At 67.1% G+C, this 16,539-nt stretch carries 15 protein-coding genes; 10 read left to right on the forward strand and 5 right to left on the reverse strand.

Features of this window, described 5'->3' with window-relative positions; all coding sequences use genetic code 11:
• Nucleotides 1–6 precede the first annotated feature (6 nt).
• Together rph and rdgB are read left to right on the forward strand one after the other, a co-directional pair.
• The gene (rph, locus tag DFO58_RS09195) at nucleotides 7–741 is read left to right on the forward strand and encodes a ribonuclease PH (protein WP_047118770.1); all 735 of its coding nucleotides are present in this window, start codon (nucleotides 7–9) and stop codon (nucleotides 739–741) included.
• Complete coding sequence (rdgB, locus tag DFO58_RS09200; RefSeq protein WP_120990308.1) at nucleotides 738–1,373, forward strand: RdgB/HAM1 family non-canonical purine NTP pyrophosphatase; 636 nt, start codon at nucleotides 738–740, stop codon at nucleotides 1,371–1,373. The genes rph and rdgB overlap by 4 nt, the downstream gene beginning before the upstream one ends.
• A 114-nt stretch (nucleotides 1,374–1,487) precedes the next feature.
• Here the strand turns inward: rdgB and DFO58_RS09205 are convergent, their stop codons facing one another.
• From DFO58_RS09205 to DFO58_RS09215, 3 genes are read right to left on the reverse strand one after another with little or no spacing between them, the layout of a single operon-like run.
• A complete protein-coding gene (locus DFO58_RS09205) occupies nucleotides 1,488–3,140 on the reverse strand; it encodes a CotH kinase family protein (RefSeq protein WP_120990310.1) in 1,653 nt (550 codons plus the stop codon).
• Between the two features lie 11 nt (nucleotides 3,141–3,151).
• Nucleotides 3,152–3,943, reverse strand: a complete 792-nt coding sequence (locus tag DFO58_RS09210) for a polyphosphate polymerase domain-containing protein (protein ID WP_286163542.1) — start codon at nucleotides 3,941–3,943, stop codon at nucleotides 3,152–3,154.
• Complete coding sequence (locus tag DFO58_RS09215) at nucleotides 3,940–4,608, reverse strand: DUF4956 domain-containing protein (RefSeq protein ID WP_120990312.1); 669 nt, start codon at nucleotides 4,606–4,608, stop codon at nucleotides 3,940–3,942. The genes DFO58_RS09210 and DFO58_RS09215 overlap by 4 nt, the downstream gene beginning before the upstream one ends.
• A gap of 333 nt (nucleotides 4,609–4,941) precedes the next feature.
• On the opposite strand from DFO58_RS09215, the gene DFO58_RS09220 reads away from it, so the two are divergent.
• The 5 genes from DFO58_RS09220 (at nucleotide 4,942) to DFO58_RS09240 (ending at nucleotide 8,766) form a co-directional block, all read left to right on the forward strand.
• Nucleotides 4,942–5,301, forward strand: coding sequence for a GntR family transcriptional regulator (locus DFO58_RS09220; protein ID WP_047118773.1), 360 nt, complete (start codon nucleotides 4,942–4,944; stop codon nucleotides 5,299–5,301).
• Between the two features lie 36 nt (nucleotides 5,302–5,337).
• Nucleotides 5,338–6,255 (forward strand): ABC transporter ATP-binding protein, encoded by a 918-nt coding sequence (locus tag DFO58_RS09225; RefSeq protein WP_120990314.1) that lies wholly within the window; start codon nucleotides 5,338–5,340, stop codon nucleotides 6,253–6,255.
• A gap of 8 nt (nucleotides 6,256–6,263) precedes the next feature.
• Nucleotides 6,264–6,947, forward strand: coding sequence for a hypothetical protein (locus tag DFO58_RS09230; protein ID WP_231735970.1), 684 nt, complete (start codon nucleotides 6,264–6,266; stop codon nucleotides 6,945–6,947).
• A gap of 331 nt (nucleotides 6,948–7,278) precedes the next feature.
• Nucleotides 7,279–8,280: an exonuclease domain-containing protein gene (locus tag DFO58_RS09235; protein WP_120990316.1), complete on the forward strand. Its 1,002-nt coding sequence runs from the start codon at nucleotides 7,279–7,281 to the stop codon at nucleotides 8,278–8,280.
• Between the two features lie 96 nt (nucleotides 8,281–8,376).
• The gene (locus tag DFO58_RS09240; protein WP_053797806.1) at nucleotides 8,377–8,766 is read left to right on the forward strand and encodes a hypothetical protein; all 390 of its coding nucleotides are present in this window, start codon (nucleotides 8,377–8,379) and stop codon (nucleotides 8,764–8,766) included.
• A 71-nt stretch (nucleotides 8,767–8,837) separates the two neighbouring features.
• On the opposite strand, the gene DFO58_RS09245 is transcribed toward DFO58_RS09240, so the two are convergent.
• Nucleotides 8,838–9,779 carry an ADP-ribosylglycohydrolase family protein gene (locus tag DFO58_RS09245; RefSeq protein ID WP_052772310.1) on the reverse strand — a complete coding sequence of 314 codons (942 nt, stop codon included), beginning with the start codon at nucleotides 9,777–9,779 and terminating at the stop codon, nucleotides 8,838–8,840.
• A 52-nt stretch (nucleotides 9,780–9,831) separates the two neighbouring features.
• Here DFO58_RS09245 and DFO58_RS09250 point away from each other — a divergent pair, with 52 nt between their 5' ends.
• The 3 genes from DFO58_RS09250 to DFO58_RS09260 all read left to right on the forward strand — a co-directional run bounded on the left by DFO58_RS09250 (nucleotide 9,832) and on the right by DFO58_RS09260 (nucleotide 15,487).
• Nucleotides 9,832–10,998 (forward strand): exonuclease SbcCD subunit D, encoded by a 1,167-nt coding sequence (locus DFO58_RS09250; protein WP_113608141.1) that lies wholly within the window; start codon nucleotides 9,832–9,834, stop codon nucleotides 10,996–10,998.
• A complete protein-coding gene (locus tag DFO58_RS09255; RefSeq protein ID WP_120990318.1) occupies nucleotides 10,995–14,099 on the forward strand; it encodes an SMC family ATPase in 3,105 nt (1,034 codons plus the stop codon). The genes DFO58_RS09250 and DFO58_RS09255 overlap by 4 nt, the downstream gene beginning before the upstream one ends.
• Nucleotides 14,100–14,257: 158 nt before the next feature.
• Nucleotides 14,258–15,487 carry an MFS transporter gene (locus DFO58_RS09260; RefSeq protein WP_286163543.1) on the forward strand — a complete coding sequence of 410 codons (1,230 nt, stop codon included), beginning with the start codon at nucleotides 14,258–14,260 and terminating at the stop codon, nucleotides 15,485–15,487.
• 105 nt (nucleotides 15,488–15,592) lie between these two features.
• Here DFO58_RS09260 and DFO58_RS09265 read toward each other — a convergent pair whose 3' ends face one another.
• Nucleotides 15,593–16,288, reverse strand: a complete 696-nt coding sequence (locus tag DFO58_RS09265) for a helix-turn-helix domain-containing protein (protein ID WP_120990322.1) — start codon at nucleotides 16,286–16,288, stop codon at nucleotides 15,593–15,595.
• Nucleotides 16,289–16,539: the final 251 nt, after the last annotated feature.

Here is a 16,539-nt window from a genome sequence, read left to right on the forward strand (position 1 = left end):
GGAAGCATGACTTTACGTGCCGACGGCCGAGGCGCCGCGCAACTTCGAGACATTACCATCACCCGCGGCTGGTCCGCCCAGGCCGAAGGCTCGGCCCTGATCGAATTCGGCAACACGCGCGTGCTGTGCACCGCGTCGTTCACCGAAGGCGTGCCGCGCTGGCTGAAGGGCGAGGGCACCGGCTGGGTCACCGCCGAATACGCCATGCTCCCGCGTGCCACCAACACCCGCAACTCCCGCGAATCGGTCAAGGGCAAGCTCTCCGGGCGCACCCATGAGATCTCCCGCCTGATCGGCCGCTCGCTGCGCGCCGTGGTGGACACCAAGCAGCTGGGCGAGAACACCATCGTGCTCGACTGCGACGTGCTGCAGGCCGACGGCGGCACCCGCACCGCCGCGATCACCGGTGCCTATGTGGCGCTGGCCGAGGCCATTGAGTGGGCCCGCTCCCAGGGCATCCTGAAGCAGAACGCCAAGGTGCTGACCGACTCGGTCGCCGCCATCTCGGTGGGCATCATCGACGGCACCCCGATGCTTGACCTGCCCTACGAGGAAGACGTGCGCGCGGAGACCGACATGAACGTCGTGGTCACCGGCTCCGGCGACTTCGTCGAGGTGCAGGGCACCGCCGAGGGCGCGCCGTTCAAGCGCGCCGAGCTGGACGCGCTGCTGGACCTCGCCCTGGGCGGCACCAACGAGCTCGCGCAGATCCAGCGGGAGACCCTGCGGGCCGCCCAGTGAGCGCGCCCGTGCTGGTCCTGGCCTCGCACAACGCCGGCAAGCTGCGCGAACTGCGCGAGCTGCTGCGCGGCAAGGTGCCGGGGCTGGACGTCGACACCCAAGTGATCGACGCCGCCGCCGCCGGGGCCAGCGACCCGGTCGAGGACCAGGTCACCTTCGCCGGCAACGCGCTGAAGAAGGCCCGCGAGGTCGCCGCCTCCAGCGGGCTGATCGCGCTGGCCGACGACTCCGGGCTGAGCGTCGACGTGCTGGGCGGCGCCCCGGGCATCTTCTCCGCCCGCTGGTCGGGCGTGCACGGCGACGACGAGGCGAACATCGACCTGCTGCTCGCTCAGCTGGGGGATATCGGCGCAGAGCACCGCGCCGCGCAGTTCGTCTGCGCCGCCGCGCTGGCCACCCCGGCCGGTGCCGAGCACGTGGAACTGGGCGCCTCGGCCGGAGTGCTGCGCACCCAGCGCGCCGGATCCCACGGCTTCGGCTACGACCCGATCTTCGAACCCGAGGGCTCCGGCAAGACCATGGCCGAGCACACCCCCGAGGAGAAGAACGCCATCTCGCACCGCGCCCGCGCGTTCGCCGCGCTGCTGCCGGTGATCATCGACGAGGTGACCAGGGCGCTCGCCGCCCGCTAGCAGCCGGCTGCAAAATCACAATCCGGCATCCTTCCGCCTCGCAGCGGCGGGATGCCGGATTTTTTCCTGCCCCTGGATGGTTCAGGACTGGCCGGAGTCGGGGTCCGCCGTGTTTTACGTCGCCTCGTCCTGCCGGGAACCGCGTTGCGGAGCCTGGCCTGGAACCAGACCCGGCGCCTGGCCCGCGCCCGAGCCGGTGTCCTTGGTGAAGTAGGCGCTGATCGCTTCCGCCTCCGATGCCACCGTATCCGCGTCGACCAGGTCGTCTGCCTGGCTGGTGAGCAGCGCGCTCCAGGTGTCCAGGATCTGCTGCGCCGCCCCCGAATCGTAGAGCTTCGCGGTCAGTTCGGTTTTCGCCTGTTCGACCTTGGCACTGAAGTCCGTGTTGGCCAGGAACCGGGTGACCAGCGGATTGTCGTTCGCTGCGCGCGGGCGCCCTGCCTGGAGATCGCCCTGCCCGTCGCCCTGCGCCCCGGGGTCGGCAGATCCGCCTGCGTCCTGCTGCCCGGGGCCCTGCCCGTCCTGCAGTGACAGGCCGGCGGGCATCTCGCCCTTGGCCAGCTGCTGCAGCACCTGCAGCAAGGTGGTGTCCCCGGTGAGCTTCATGCCTTCGGGCAGGGCCGCGCCCTCGGGCAAGATTCCCTGCGTGATCTGCGCCGTCGCCGCCTGCACATCCGCGCCGGCGGGAAGGAAGCGTTCGAGCATCGCGTCGGTCCCCGGGCCGCTCCCGACTGGGCCGTCGGCGTCGCCGCGAGCACTGCCCATGCCACCCATGCCGCCGAAGGACAGGTTCTGGTCCCACGCGACCACGGTCATCGTGCCGCTGGAGGTGTCGTAGCGCAGGAACGAGTTGTTGCCCGGCCCGTCGATGTCATCGGAATTCGCGACCAGGTCCTGCATCGCCAGATAGGTCGCGAACTGGTCGACGTCCAGGTGCTCGGCCAGCTGTGCGGCGAAGTCCGCGTCGGAGGAGTTGTTCACGAAGTCCAGGAACTCGGCGATCGGCGTCAGGTCCTCGGCCCCTGACTCCACGCTGAAGGCGCTGTCGTAGTCGCTGCCGCTGGCGCCTCGGTAGGAGTAGTCGCCGCTGGAATCGGCCTTGTAGGTGATGCCTTCGCCGGTGAACACCGCCGCGCTGTACAACTCATCGGAGGGATTGTCGATGACCAGCCGGAGCTGGGCCGCGGAGCCGTTCAGCATGAACCGGGTGGCCGCCGCCTGCTCGGTGGCCAGCCCCGCCTCGCCGAGCAACGCCAGCGCCACTGCCTCGTTCAGCGAGGTCTGCGAGGTGTTGGTGCGCACCACGAACTGCGTGCGGCCCGCGTAGCTCTGGCCGTCGACGAATTTGTCCAGCCGGATCTGCCAGGGCAGGTCCTGCGGGTCCGAACCGGTGTCCGCCTGGCGCAGCGTGGAATTGCCCTTCAGCCGCAGGCCGGCGTTCAGGAATACGGTGCCGTCGATGGTGACGGTTGCGCTGATCCATTCCTTGGACTGCTCCGACTCATAGGCCTCCAGCGCTGCGGCCACGTCCTGCTCGTCGGCCTCGACGTTGATCTCGTGCACCGAGTCGCTGTTGAAGAAGCTCGCGGTCTCGGCGCTGACCTGGGTGTTGACGATGCCGTCGGAGGCCTGGGCGCCGGGGACCGGGCTGCATCCGGCCAGCGCCATGGCGGCGATGGACAGCGTCGCGGCCATGGTCATCAGGTTGCGGGCGCCGCGCCGGGGACCGTCGGGGGCGGAATGCGTGAATTTGTCGCGGGGATACATGTTCCGTGCTCCTAGTCCTGGAGGGAAAACTCGGTGGTGATCTTGTATTTGGTGCTCTGGTGCCAGCGGTTCGCCGGGAGCCCTGCGTGCAGCAGGCCCATTCCGGTGGCGAACTTGGAGATGCGCGAGGGGCGCACCCCGTGGCGCCACAGCAGCCGGTCGACCTCCCCGGCATTCAGCGCCGACTTGGTCTCCAGCACCACCTCGTTGCAGCGCAGCAGGCCGCGCCCGAGCGGATCGGCCCAGCGCAGCTGCTCGTCGATCGTGACGCGGCTGCCGGATTCGGCCCGGTAGAGCGTGGTGCGCCGGTAGGAGGACTCGATGACCGGTGCGAGCAGTTCAACGTCGATTCGGCAGTCGCCCAGTTCGTGCTCCAGCGTCTGCCGGACGTAGTCGCGGGCTTCGGCGTCCAAATTGCTGCGTTCAGCCGGGTTGTGTTCGATGCGCTCCTTGACCGTCTGCTCCCGTGCGCCTTCGGTCTTGACTTCCAGGAAACAGGCTCCGGTGTCCAGGTAGCTTCGGGTGCGGACCTTGAAGCGCCGCCGCCGCGGGTGGGCCGCGAGGTGGAAGCTGGCCAATTCGGGGGTGTCGAAGTAGACCGACGAGTACCTGAAACTGCGCAGCTGGTCGATCTGCAGCACCTGGGCCCCGGCGGCCAGCACCGGAAGCAGCTGACCTGCTTGCGCTGCGGTGAGGATGTACTTGCGGTCGACACGGGTTTGCAGCGCCGCGTTGTCGTTGAGCTCCTCCAAGGTGATGGAGGGAAGCTGATGGACCCAATCCATGACGGTTTCCCGGTTCATCGCGACTCCTGGGAGATGGCTTCATGGTTTTCGGCGGTCAGTGCGGTGCCGGCCGGCTTCGTGCGCGGCAGCGGCGGAACGGGTCTGGCCGAAGCAGGGCCGCCAAGCCCGCTGGACGGCGCGGCGGCGGAGAAGCGGACCTTGACGATCGTTTTGTCATTGACCAGATCCACCTGCTGCACCGTGCACTGGTGGATCCAGGCACCGGGAAGGACCGAGGACAGATAGGCGTGCAGCTCCTCGTCGCCGCCCAAGGCCCGGTCCAGGACGATTTCCTGGTGTCGGTAGCGGGGCAGCACCTTGGAGCCGTCGGCGGCGAACATGACCAGCAGGATCAGCGCGATCAGCGCGATCGGCAGCCACAGCGGATCCGGGGCCATGCCCGCAATCAGGCCGATGGCCAGGGCACAGAAGTAGTAGGCGATCTCATGCTGCTCAAGCTCGGTGGAACGCAGGCGGATGATCGACAGAACGCCGAACAGGCCGAGTCCCATGCCGATGCCGACGGAACTGCCGGATAGGGCCGCGGCCACGGCGAAAACGCCGACGTTGATGCCGAAGTAGGACACCACCAGATCGCGTCGTCGATGCCGGGGCAGGTAGAGGCCGATGGCCAGCACCGCGATGGCTACCAGGTCCACGGCGGCGAAAAGCAGGATATTCATGGGGTTTCTTCCTTGGAGGGGACGTTGGGGAGGGGCGCTTTCAGCTTTGTACCAGTGACTGTGTGCTTTCTTTGGCTGCCTCCTGAAACACCTAAGGCGCAGGTCAGATGCGGGTCAACGGGCTTCCGGCGGAGCTTTTTGCTGTGAATGGAATCGCTGGATTTCCGCGGGAATCCGGGCGTTGGACGACTTTGCTTGAGCAAGCAGTTTGAGAATTCTTAGAATCCATTCGCCCCGAGGTATTGCGTCACCATTGCCAAGGTCCTATGGTTAGTTACATGAGTAACGAACCCACTAAGTAAGGTGTGGGATCGGGCGTGGAGAGGAGCAAAGATGATCGATGATTCCAAGCCGATCTTCATGCAGATTTCCGAACTGATCGAAAACGACATCATTTCCGGAACCCTGCCCGAAGAGTCGCAGGTTCCATCCACCAACGAGTTCGCCGCCTTCTACCGGATCAACCCGGCAACCGCCGCCAAGGGCATCAACAGGCTGGTGGAAGAGGGGCTTTTGTACAAGAAAAGGGGCATCGGAATGTTCGTCGCCCAGGGCGCGCCGGCCAAGCTGCGCAGCAGCCGCCGGGAACACTTCGCCAAACAGTTCGTCACCCCCTTGACCGCCGAAGCGGCCAAGCTCGGGATCGAAATGGATGAACTGATTGCCATGATCAAATCAACCTCGGCCGGTTAACACCGCCGGACTTAGAAGCACAGGCAGGAATGAGCCATGAGTGAAACACCAGCCATCACCACCCGGGACCTGGCCAAGACCTACAAGGATGTCAGGGCGCTGGATGGGGTCAGCCTCAATCTCGCGCCGAACCGGATCTACGGGCTGCTCGGACGCAACGGAGCGGGCAAAACCACGTTGATGTCCATCCTCACCGGGCAGAACTTCGCGGACCGGGGCACGGCTGAAATTTTCGGGCACACGCCCTTTGAGCATGACCCCACCTTGGAGCGGCTGTGCTTCATCCGCGAATCGCAGAAGTACCCTGACGATTTCAAGGTCCGACAGGCATTCAGCGCCGCGGCTATCTTCTTCGAGAACTGGAACGAGCAGCTCGCCCAGGACCTGGTGAAGGCCTTCAACCTTCCGCTCAATCGGCGGATCAAGAAACTCTCGCGCGGCCAGCTTTCCGCGGTGGGCGTGATCATCGGGATGGCCTCGCGTGCCGAGATCACCTTTTTCGACGAGCCCTACCTGGGACTGGACGCCGTGGCCCGGCAGATCTTCTACGACCGCCTGGTCGAGGACTTCGCGCAGCACCCGCGCACCATCGTGCTCTCCAGCCACCTGATCGACGAGGTCGCCAACCTGCTGGAGCACGTGATCGTGATCGACCAGGGCAGGATCATCATCGATTCCGAGGCCGAGGATCTGCAGGGCGCGGCCGTCACCGTCACCGGCAGCGCCCAGAAGGTCGAGGAATTCATCGCCGGCTACCCGGTCATCCACCGCGATGCACTGGGCTCGCTGGCCAGTATTTCCATCCGCGCCCGGCTCACCGCCGAACAGCGCGAACGGGCGCAGATCCTGGGGCTGGAACTCAGCCCCGTATCGCTGCAGCAGCTGGTGGTCCGCAGCACGCTGAGCTCCCAATCGGACCGGGAAAAGACTACCGAGAGGCAGGCCATCAAATGAGCCGCATCATGAAAGTCGCACGCATGCAACTGATCAACAAGTGGACGTTCATCGGCATCCCCCTGATCGTGCTGGCCGGATCGTTCCTGTTCACCCTAGCCGTATGGTACCTGGTACGCCGCGGCGGAGGCGAAGGAACCCTCTACGGCGGAGGTGCCCAGGCGCCCATGTGGTACTTCCTGGCCCTCGGCATCCAGGCCCTGACGCTCACCTTCCCGTTCGCGATGGCCATGAGCGTCTCGCGGCGCAGCTTCTACCTGGGAACTCTCGCGCTGTTCGGCGGCTGCGCCATGGTGCTGGCAGTCTTCTACTACCTGATGGGCCTGCTGGAGGAGGCCACAGGTGGCTGGGGAGTGGACGGCCGGTTCTTCGCCCTGCAGTGGATCGCCGAGAACAACTGGCTGACGCAGATCTTGTTCTACTTCATGCTCACGGTGCTGCTGTTCATGGTCGGCTTCTACGCCGCGACGCTGTACATGCGCTGGCGGACCACCGGAGTGCTGGTCTTCACCATCGGACTGGGGCTTGCCCTGCTGGGAACGGTTGCGCTGATCACGCTGACCGAAAGCTGGCCCGAGGTCGGCCGCTGGCTGGCAGGCTGGACCGCGGCGGGGGTCACTGCACTCGGCGCAGGACTGGCCGTCCTGCTGGCGGGATCGTCCTACCTGACCCTGCGCAAGGCCACCATCTAGGGCACGGGAGACGAAGTCCTGGAGATACGGCGGACCGGGAAGCCTGTGCGGAATGCGGCAGGACCCCGGTCCGCCGTTGCCATGCCCGCTCGTCGTGCGGCCATGTGAGACGCCTTGCGGGGTGGATGCGGAAACCAGAAAGTAGTCGCGGCCCGGCAGGCCGTCCGAATACCGATGAAAACACTGGTCAACACGAAGATGCGGGGATCTGGAGCGGCACCTTGGCAACTCGGCCCGCAACCCGCCCGCCCACGAGAAGGTGCCGCCGGGAGCGCGCCCCACCGGGCCTGCGTCACAGCCAGGAGCTGCAAAGCAGAGTAAACTGTGTGGCGTGGCTTTGGACTTCACTGCAGTAGATTTTGAGACAGCAAACGGTTTTATCGGCTCGGCCTGCTCGGTCGGCCTGGTCAAGGTACGCTCCGGGCGCATCGTTGAAACCGAGCAATGGCTCATGAAGCCGCCGGCAGGGTTCGACCATTTCGACCCGCGCAACGTCTCCATCCACCACATCACCGCAGACATGGTCGCCGACGCTCCGCGCGTGGATACGAAGCTGCCTGACCTGCTGGACTTCGTCGGCTCCGACGTGCTCGTGGCGCACAATTCCGCCTTCGACTCCGGGGTGATCCGCGCGGCTTCCGAGGCCAGCGAGCGCCCGGTGCCGCAGATCGCGCACCTGTGCACCGTCAAGCTCTCCCGCAAGGCCTACGACCTGCCCAGCTACTCGTTGCCGTTCGTGGCCGAGGAAGCCGGCCATCCCATCGAGAACCACCACGAGGCGCTCGCCGACTCCGTGGCCTGCGCCTGGGCGATGATCGACATGGCCGAGCGCAGCGGCACCAGCTCGGTGCTGCAGACCGCCGACCACTACCGCGTGGGGCTTGGCCTGACCCAGGCCTGGAACCCGGGCGACGCGCTTTCCCGTGCCACCCGCGACGCGCAGGGCTGGCTTGCCTCCGGCAACCTGCTGCCCCCGCAGGGTGAGTTCGGCAACTGGCCGCAGGAAGGCCCCAACCCGCAGCCGAACCTGGATTCGGATCCCAGCCACCCGCTCTACGGCCAGGTCATCGTGTTCACCGGCAACCTGAGCCTGCCGCGGCCCAAGGCCAAGGAAATGGCGGCCGAGCACGGCGCCCAGTCGGCATCCCGCGTCACCCGCGCCACCACCGCACTGGTGGTCGGCGACGGCTTCGTCCCGCAGGATCTGGCCACCGGCCGGCTGACCAACAAGGCCAAACACGTGCTGCGCCTGCGCGAAAAGGGCCAGCGCGTGTCCATCATCTCCGAGGGCGAATTCCTGCAGATGGTCGGCGGTTTCGGGCTGACCGCCTAGGTGCCAGTTCACTGGGAATACCGCTGGTGTTCACCTCCGGCACGCCGCGCAGCTGATAGGTTTGCACTGAACTAGCCGCCGAACGAAGCACTGTGCATGATCGATTTTCTTTCCGAACCGCCTGCAGGTTTTGTCCTGTCGCTGGCGGGACTGCTTTTCGCCGCCTGCCTGGCCATCTTCCTGGCCCGGCGCACCCGCATGGCCCGTTGCGGCGCCTGCATCGCCGGGGCCGCGGTCCTGCTGACCGGCGCTGCAGCGCTGGCCATGCTGTGTCCGCTCTCCTTCCAGGGGGCCGCCTGCGGCATGCCCGCCGGGGCACTGGATCTGGGCGCCGCGGCCGGCGAATGCGGGATCGTCGCCAAAACCGTGTTCGACACCGCGCTGTGGCTGGGCCTGGCCGGAGCCGCCGCAGCGTTCCTCAGCTTCGCCCCGGGACTGCGCACCACGCAGCCGGGAAGCGCCGACCCGCACGGCACGCACGCATAGCAGGCCACCTAAAACAGAACGCCGCACACCCCGAAGGGTGCGCGGCGTTTTTTATCCGGGCTTGGTGCGGGCTAGACGAGCAGCGCCATCCAGCGGTCGTGCAGCTCGGAGATGATGTCATCCAGCGCGCTGGCTGGGCGTTCGCCCACCGCATCCGAGCCGTGGATGGCCGACAGCAGGGCCACCGCGTAGGCGTCGACCTCCGGATCGCGGACCACCTCGGCCTGGGAGGAAGCTGCCGGCATGGCGGCGATGTCCGAGTCCTCCTCGGCCTGCTCCTGCTCGTCCTCGGCGAAGTAGGCGTTGTAGGCGTCGACCGGCGACTGGCCGAGCCCCTCGCCGACGCGGGACACGATCTCGCGCAGCGCCTGCGCGGCGGTGCCTTGAAGCGGCTCCAGCAGCTGCTGCCACTCGGCGGCGGCGTCCTCGCCGCGTTCCATGGCGGAGCGGATGATCTTCGCGGCGGCGATGCAGGTCTCGGCGGCCTGGGCGTCGTGGGTGAGGTACGCGGCAGCGCGGGCCAGGGTCGCGGTGGTGCTCACCGGCACGCGCCCGAGCAGCGCGGCGATCGCGGCGCGCGGCAGCACGCCGGTGGAGTCGGCGCCGGGACCTGTCGGGCGCCCGGGCTGGCCCATGTCCTTGGAGTCCAGGCCGGCAAGGTTCAGCGGGTCGCCGGGGTGGATCGTCTCGAAGATCTCCACGCGGGAGAATTCCTCGTCGATCCAGCGGTTCAGCGGCTGCGGGGCGTTGTCCGGGAAGGACCCGGCCAGCTTGTTGTAGCCGCGCAGCGCGGCGAGCCACATGCAGGCGGCTTCGTCGCTGGCCACCCCGTCGTTGGCCCATTCGAGGGCTTCGAGCAGGCCGTCGGCCAGGTAGAGCGGGAGGATTTCGGTGGCACCGGGATCGATGTCGTCGCGGGCGTGGGTTGCGCCGTCGGCCAAGCCGAGCAGGATGGCGAACACCTTGTCTGAGTAGTTCTCTGGCAGGAGTGCAATTTCACCGGTTTCATTCACATCTCCCAGTCTAATGTCCTTTGTGTCGGTGGTTTTGCATAAGGTGGGTTTTATGCGCTTGCTTCACACCTCAGACTGGCATTTGGGCCGCACCTTCCACGGCGCTTCGCTGCTTGAATCCCAACGGGCGGTCCTCCAGGAGATCATCGACATCACCCGCGAGCGGAACATCGACGCGGTGCTGATTGCCGGGGACATCTACGACCGGGCGCTGCCCCACGTGGATGCGGTGAAGCTGTGCAACTGGGCGCTGCGCGAGCTGGCCGGCACCGGGGCGCGGATCATCATGACCAGCGGCAACCACGACTCCGCCTCGCGGCTGAACTTCGGCGCGGACCTGCTGGACGCCGCCGGGGTGCACATCATCGCGGATCTCGAGCGCATGCTGCAGCCGGCGGTGCTCGACGCGCCGGACCACCGGGTGGCGATCTACGGCATTCCGTACCTGGAGCCGCGGATGGTCATGGACCAGCTGGGCGTGCAGAAGGCCACCCACCAGGCGGTGGTGGCCGCTGCCATCACCCGCATCGACGAGCACCTCGAACAGCTGCGCGCCGAGGGCACCGCGGTGGTCTGCGTGTCGCTGGCCCACCTGTTCGCCGCCGGGGGAGTCGGCAGCGATTCGGAACGCGAACTGAGCACCGGCAACCTGGACGTGGTCCAGGTGGAGCTGTTCGAGCACTTCGACTATTCGGCCCTGGGCCACCTGCACGGCCGCCAGCAGGTGCGCGAGCATGTGCGCTACTCGGGCTCGCCGCTGGCCTATTCCTTTTCCGAGGCGAACCACAAGAAGGGCGTGTGGATTATCGAAACCGGCCCGCAGGGGATTGCCGGCATCGAGGAGGTGCTGCTGGGTGTCCCGAAGCAGCTGGTGATCCTGCGCGGCGAGCTGCAGCAGCTGCTGGCGGACCCCGAGCTGGAATACGCGGTGGACGCCTGGTGCCAGGTCACGCTCACCGACCCGGAACGCCCTGCCGACGCCATGCAGGCGGTCCGCGGCCGCTTCCCGGACACCGTGGTGCTGAACTTCGACCCGCAGGGAATCGAGGACAAGGACAAGCCGACCAGCTACGCCGAACGGCTGGCCAAGGCAGCCAGCACCGAGGAGGTTGTTCAGGACTTCATCGAGCACGTACGCGAACGCGCCGCCGATGAAGCCGAACGCGACATCCTCCAGTCAGTCATCCAGCGCACCCGAGAGGCACAGGTCAGCCGATGAGAATCCACAAGCTGCAGATCCAGGCGTTCGGCCCGTTCGCCGAAACCGAGGTGGTCGACTTCGACGAGCTCGCCGAGGGCGGGCTGTTCCTGCTCGACGGACCCACCGGCGCCGGCAAGTCCAGCATCCTGGATGCCATCTGCTATGCGCTCTACGGCTCGCTGCCCGGCAACCGCACCGGCAGCCGCCAGATCCGCTCGGACCACGCCGCCGCCGGGCTTGAACCGCGGGTGGTCTGCGAACTGACCATTGGCAACCGCCGCTTCGAGGTGACCCGCTCCCCGGCGTGGATGCGCCCGGCCAAGCGCGGCAAGAACAAGGTCACCGAGCAGAAGGCAGTGAGCCTGCTGCGCGAATTCACCGGCGGCGCCTGGGAACAGCTCTCCACCCGCAACGACGAGGTCGGGCAGGTGCTCGGCGGGCTGCTGGGGCTTGACCGCGACCAGTTCACCAAGGTCGTGATGCTGCCGCAGGGCGGCTTCGCAGATTTCCTGCGCGCGAAGGCAAAGGACCGCGAGGACCTGCTGGCCAACCTCTTCGACACCAGCGACTATGCCGCCATCGAGGTCGAATTCGCCGCACGCCTGGCCGCCGAGCGCCAGAAGACCGAGGCGCTGGAATCGACGCTGGCCGCCAGTGAGAATGCGATCCGCGCCGACGCCACTGGCTTCCTGGCCGTCCATGAGGTTCTCGAACCGGTTGCACAAACGGGTGGCGGCGCCGAGCCCGCCGTGGACATCGCGGAGGAAATCGGGGACGACCCGGCCGCCGAGGCAATCGGCGTGGAGCAGGAATTCGAGGCCTACCAGCAGCGGATCGTGCGCACCCACCACCGGCTCGCCGACGCCGCAGGCCAGCTGCGCACCAAGCTGTCCGCCGCGCGGGAGCGTTCGGCCAACCTGGCCGAGCAGGTCCGGGTGTTCGCCCGCCGGCAGGAGCTGGCGCAGCTGAAGGCGGCCTACGCCGAACGGCATCCGGCCGCGGAAGCCGCCGGGGAGAAACTCGACCGCGATGCCCGGGCCGTTGCCGTCAAGGCCTACAAGGAGCAGGCCGACCAGGCCGCGCAGAAGCACCGGGCCACGGCCGCCGCCTGGCGCGAGATCCAGGCCAAGCTTGCCAAGGAATGGGATGTCACCGGCCAGGCCGACGCCGACACCCAGCAGCGGCTGGCCAAGCTGCTCAAGGACAACGAAGCGGAGCTGACCCGGGCTAAGGACGCGGCCGCTGAGGAGGCCGGCCGTGCCGGGCTCGTGTCCAAGCTCGACGCGCTCACCGCCCAGGTCGCCGCCCAGCAGAGCGCCAAAACCGCAGCAGACCAGCAGCTTGCCGTCTTGCGCGCCGAACGCGCAGCTCTGGAAGAACAGGATTTGGACCAGGAATCCGCGGCCGCGCTGGTGCAGCAGCTGCGCGAATCCACGCAGCTGCTGGCCAGCCGTCTGGAGCATGCGAAGACCCGCGACAAGCTGGAAAAGACCGTGGCAACGGCCGAATCGGACTTCGCCGCACAAAGCCTGAAAGTTGTCGATGCTGAAAAGTCGCTGGTTGCGCTGCAGCGCCAGCAGCTGGAACAGAGTGCCCTGCGCTTGGCCGCGGCTTTGGAAGACGGCCAGGCCTGCCTGGTCTGCGGCGCCACCGAGCATCCGAACCCCGCCCAGGCCGATGCCGGAGCGGAGCTGGTCGATGACGAGCAGATCCAGCGGCTGGACGACGCAGTCCGCGCCGAACGCGCCACGCTGGATGCGGCCACCAGCAAACGAGACATCGCCGTCACCAAGTTCGAGGCCGCCAGCGAAGCGGCCGCCGGGCAGCCCGTCGACGTGCTCGGCGAGCAGCTGGCCGCCGGCGCCAAGCAGCTGGAGACCGCCGAGCAGGAACAGGCCCGGATCGCCGCGGTGATCAAAAAAATCGATCTGCTGCGCACCCGGATCGAATCGGAAGCGGAGCGCGCCACGCAGGCAGCGGTGGAGCATGCAGCCGCGGTGAAGGCCGCCGAGGCGCTGGCCGAGAAGCTTGCGGACCTGGATGCCAAGCTGGAGAAGGTCCGCCAGGGCCAAGGCAGCCTGGAGCAGCTGGTCGACAAGCTGCAGCGGGCCGTGGCCGACTACACCCGGGGGCACAACGCCGTCTACCACTATCGCGAGGCCGATGCGGCGGCGCTGAAGGCGGAGAACACCTGGCACACCGAGCGCAAGGCCGCAGGCTTCCCGGATCCGGCCGCCCACGAGGCCGCGCTGCTTCCTCAGGCCGAGCGCGCACAGCTGCGCGCGCTGGCCGCAGCGGATGCCGACCGGGCCAGCTCCATCACCACCCTGGAAGCCTCGGAGGACTGCCGTCGCGCCGCGAAGCTGGCCGCCGAGGGCATCGAGCCTCCCACCGAACTGGATCTCGAACTGGCCGCCGAGTCGGTGGCCCAGGCGGATGCCGATTTCGAGCAGGCCCGCGAGCGCGAAGTGCTGGCGCAGACCACCGCCACCCGGCACGAGCAGTCGGTGGCGGCGTTGGAGGCGCTGCGCGCGGATTCAGGGCCGGTGATCGAGGCCTACCGGCGGCTTCGCGGGCTGGCCGACGTCATCCGCGGCGGGGGAGAGAACCTCTACAAGATGACGCTGAGCACCTACGTGCTCGCCGCGCGCCTGGAGGAGGTAGCAGTGGCCGCCTCCCAGCGCCTGGATGTCATGTCCGGCGGGCGCTACTCGCTGCACCACGACGACTCCAAGCAGGGCAACAACAAGTCGGGGCTCGGCCTGCGCGTGCTGGATGCCTGGACCGGCAAGCACCGTGAAACCCAGACGCTCTCGGGCGGCGAGACCTTCATGGCCTCGCTGGCCCTCGCGCTGGGGCTGGCCGACGTCATCTCGCACCACTCCGGCGCGGTGGACATGCAGACCTTGTTCGTGGACGAGGGCTTCGGTTCGCTGGACGCCGAGACCCTGGAGCAGGTCATGAGCGCGCTGGAGAACCTGCGCGCCGGCGGGCGGACCATCGGCCTGGTCTCGCACGTGGCGGAGATGAAGCAGCGGATCACCAACCGGGTGACGGTGGTGAAGACCCAGCATGGTTCGCGCATCGAACGCGAGGTGCAGCCGCTGGTGTCCATCTAGAACTGGACATGTCCGGTGGGGCTGGCTATGTTGAGGATAGTGCCAATCGGCATATTTGGGCAGATTGTGCGTCGGGGGGTGTGGGACGACGCACGCTTCGTCATGGAGTTGTGTTGTCTCAACATATCTTGTCGCGCGAAAATGCTGAGGAATCCGCGATGAAATCCGGATATTCGGCGCTGGTCCCCATGGTGGGACTGCCATACATTCCGCTGACCTTCCTGGCCCGCCTTCCGCTGGCCATGCTCACCATCGGTTCGATGACCTTGGTCACCGCCAACACCGGTTCCTACGGCCTCGGCGGCCTGGCCGCTGCGATGGTCGGGCTCGGCTCGGCCGTGGGCGGGCCGAGCATCGGCTACCTGGCCGACCGGCGCGGACAGCGTCCGGTGCTGCTGGCCGCCGCGGTGCTGCACACCATCTTGCTGGTCACCTTCACGCTGTTCGCCAATTCCGGCTCCGAGCTCGCCGTCGGAACACTGGTCGCCCTGAGCCTGCTGGCCGGCGCCACCGGTCCGCAGGTCGGCCCGATGTCCAGGGTCCGCTGGATCGCCATGTCCCGCAGGCAGAACCAGAAACCCAAGACGCTGACCGCCGCCTTGAGCCTGGAATCCATGCTCGACGAGCTCGGCTTCGTGTTCGGACCGGTGGCGGTCGGCCTGCTGGCCTCGCTGGTCTCCCCGGTGCTTCCGCTGTATCTGGCCGCCGCGCTGACCATCGTGCTCGTGCCGCTGTTCGCCATGCACCGCACCGCCGGGGGTCTGCAGCCGGGAGCCGCCGCCCATTCCGCCGCCAAGGTGAAGATCACCGCGGGACAGGTGGCCGCGATCGGTTCGCTGGTGCTGAGCATGATCGCGCTGGGCACCGTCTTCGGTTCAACCGCCGCCGGCACCCTGGCCTTCGCCGGGGCGCAGGGCGACTCGAACCAGGGCGGCCTGCTCTACGGCGCCATGGGCGTCTCCAGCGCCATCGCCGCGATTTCCGTCGCCGCCTGGCCGCAGGGCTTCAGCCAGATCAGCCGTTGGATCGCCTGCGGCGCCGCGCTGAGCGTGCTCAGCTTCGGGCTGCACGCGGCCGATTCGACCCCCTGGATGCTGGCCGCGTTGTTCGTGGCAGGTTTCGCGGTGGGCCCGGTGATCGTGACCGTGATGACCCTCGGCGGCGAGGTCGCGCCGCCGCAGCGCCTGTCCACCGTGATGACCATGCTCTCGGCGGGCATCGTCGTGGGCACCGCCATCGGCAACGGACTGGCAGGCCTGCTGGCCGACTCGCTAGGCTACCTCGGAGCATTCTGGGTCGCCACCGGGGGAGCCTTCGTGATCCTGCTGGCCGGCGTGATCATGAAGGTCCTCGCCTCCCGGGCCGCCTCCCTGAAGCGCGTCCGCTAGGACCTGCAGCTTCACGCACGAACCCGCCGATGGAATTTCCGGATTCCATCGGCGGGTTTGTTTTTCGCGCTCGTATTTCAGCCAGCGTGTCCAGCCGGCTGGCGCTTAGCTGCCCAGCTCCTCGGCGATGTTCAGCGCTGCTTCCTTCAGTGCGCGGATCACGCTGTTCCGGTCGGTGACGGTGCTGGCCGCGAATACCACTGCGAGCGACGCCGGGGTGGTGAGCGGGCTGGGGATCGGCACGGCGATGGACGCAACGCCTTGGATGACCTCGTTCTCGCTCGTGGCGTATCCGTCGATCCGGGCTTCGCGCGCCTGCTCCCGGTATTCGATCTCTGTATCCAGCGCCTGCCACTGTTCCTTGGTGTACATAGACTGGATGGCGATGCCTGCGGCGCCGACGTCCATGCCGTGCACGGATCCGGGCCGGTGCACGATGGCGCTGTGCGAATGCAGCGGTTCCACGGATTGCAGCGTGGTGCACAAATCGTGTTCCCACACCGCGAGGAACGCGGTCATGGAGAGCTTGTTGGCCAGCGTGGTCAGTTCGGGCGTCGCCGCGGCCTGCAGATCGCGCTGCACCGAACGAGCCAGCACGGCAAGTCCGGAGGCGGGTCGGATAAGCCCGGCCTCGTCCCGGCTCAGCAACCGGTGGTTTTCCAGCGTCCGGATAATGCGGTAGGCGATCGAGCGGTGCACTTCGAGCTCGGCGGCGACCTCGGCGATGGACAGGTAGGTCGATGAGGCGGCGACGATTTCCAGCACGCGAATGCCTCGGGAAAGTGTCTGTGAAGTTGGCATGTCGATAGTCATTCTGGCGCGGGGCGGACCAGGGACAGGGCCGGGCACCGTTGGTTCGAGCGAATGGGGATTCTGGTCCTCGTGTTCTCTATTAGAACAGATTGTCCGGACGGTGCGGTAATTTCGCGGGTAACCCGGGGATTTATCGTGACCCGGACCTCGCTGCCATGAAATATGCATCACTCCATGTTGTGAGGTGATTCACTTGTCGTTTATAGTGTTGTCTACGTAACTGTCCGAACGGTCGGTAA

The organism is Arthrobacter sp. AG1021, from assembly GCF_003633665.1.
In the GTDB taxonomy this organism is placed as follows: domain Bacteria; phylum Actinomycetota; class Actinomycetes; order Actinomycetales; family Micrococcaceae; genus Glutamicibacter; species Glutamicibacter soli.

What these genes read in the sequence shown, in the direction of transcription:
- DFO58_RS09240 (WP_053797806.1), top strand. Translation starts at nt 8,377, where the DNA reads ATGATCGATTTTCTTTCCGAACCGCCTGCAGGTTTTGTCCTGTCGCTG.
- DFO58_RS09260 (WP_286163543.1), top strand. Translation starts at nt 14,258, where the DNA reads ATGAAATCCGGATATTCGGCGCTGGTCCCCATGGTGGGACTGCCATAC.
- DFO58_RS09250 (WP_113608141.1), top strand. Translation starts at nt 9,832, where the DNA reads ATGCGCTTGCTTCACACCTCAGACTGGCATTTGGGCCGCACCTTCCAC.
- DFO58_RS09220 (WP_047118773.1), top strand. Translation starts at nt 4,942, where the DNA reads ATGATCGATGATTCCAAGCCGATCTTCATGCAGATTTCCGAACTGATC.
- DFO58_RS09225 (WP_120990314.1), top strand. Translation starts at nt 5,338, where the DNA reads ATGAGTGAAACACCAGCCATCACCACCCGGGACCTGGCCAAGACCTAC.
- DFO58_RS09265 (WP_120990322.1), bottom strand. Translation starts at nt 16,288, where the DNA reads ATGCCAACTTCACAGACACTTTCCCGAGGCATTCGCGTGCTGGAAATC.
- DFO58_RS09215 (WP_120990312.1), bottom strand. Translation starts at nt 4,608, where the DNA reads ATGAATATCCTGCTTTTCGCCGCCGTGGACCTGGTAGCCATCGCGGTG.
- DFO58_RS09210 (WP_286163542.1), bottom strand. Translation starts at nt 3,943, where the DNA reads ATGAACCGGGAAACCGTCATGGATTGGGTCCATCAGCTTCCCTCCATC.
- DFO58_RS09205 (WP_120990310.1), bottom strand. Translation starts at nt 3,140, where the DNA reads ATGTATCCCCGCGACAAATTCACGCATTCCGCCCCCGACGGTCCCCGG.
- DFO58_RS09255 (WP_120990318.1), top strand. Translation starts at nt 10,995, where the DNA reads ATGAGAATCCACAAGCTGCAGATCCAGGCGTTCGGCCCGTTCGCCGAA.
- rph (WP_047118770.1), top strand. Translation starts at nt 7, where the DNA reads ATGACTTTACGTGCCGACGGCCGAGGCGCCGCGCAACTTCGAGACATT.
- DFO58_RS09230 (WP_231735970.1), top strand. Translation starts at nt 6,264, where the DNA reads ATGAAAGTCGCACGCATGCAACTGATCAACAAGTGGACGTTCATCGGC.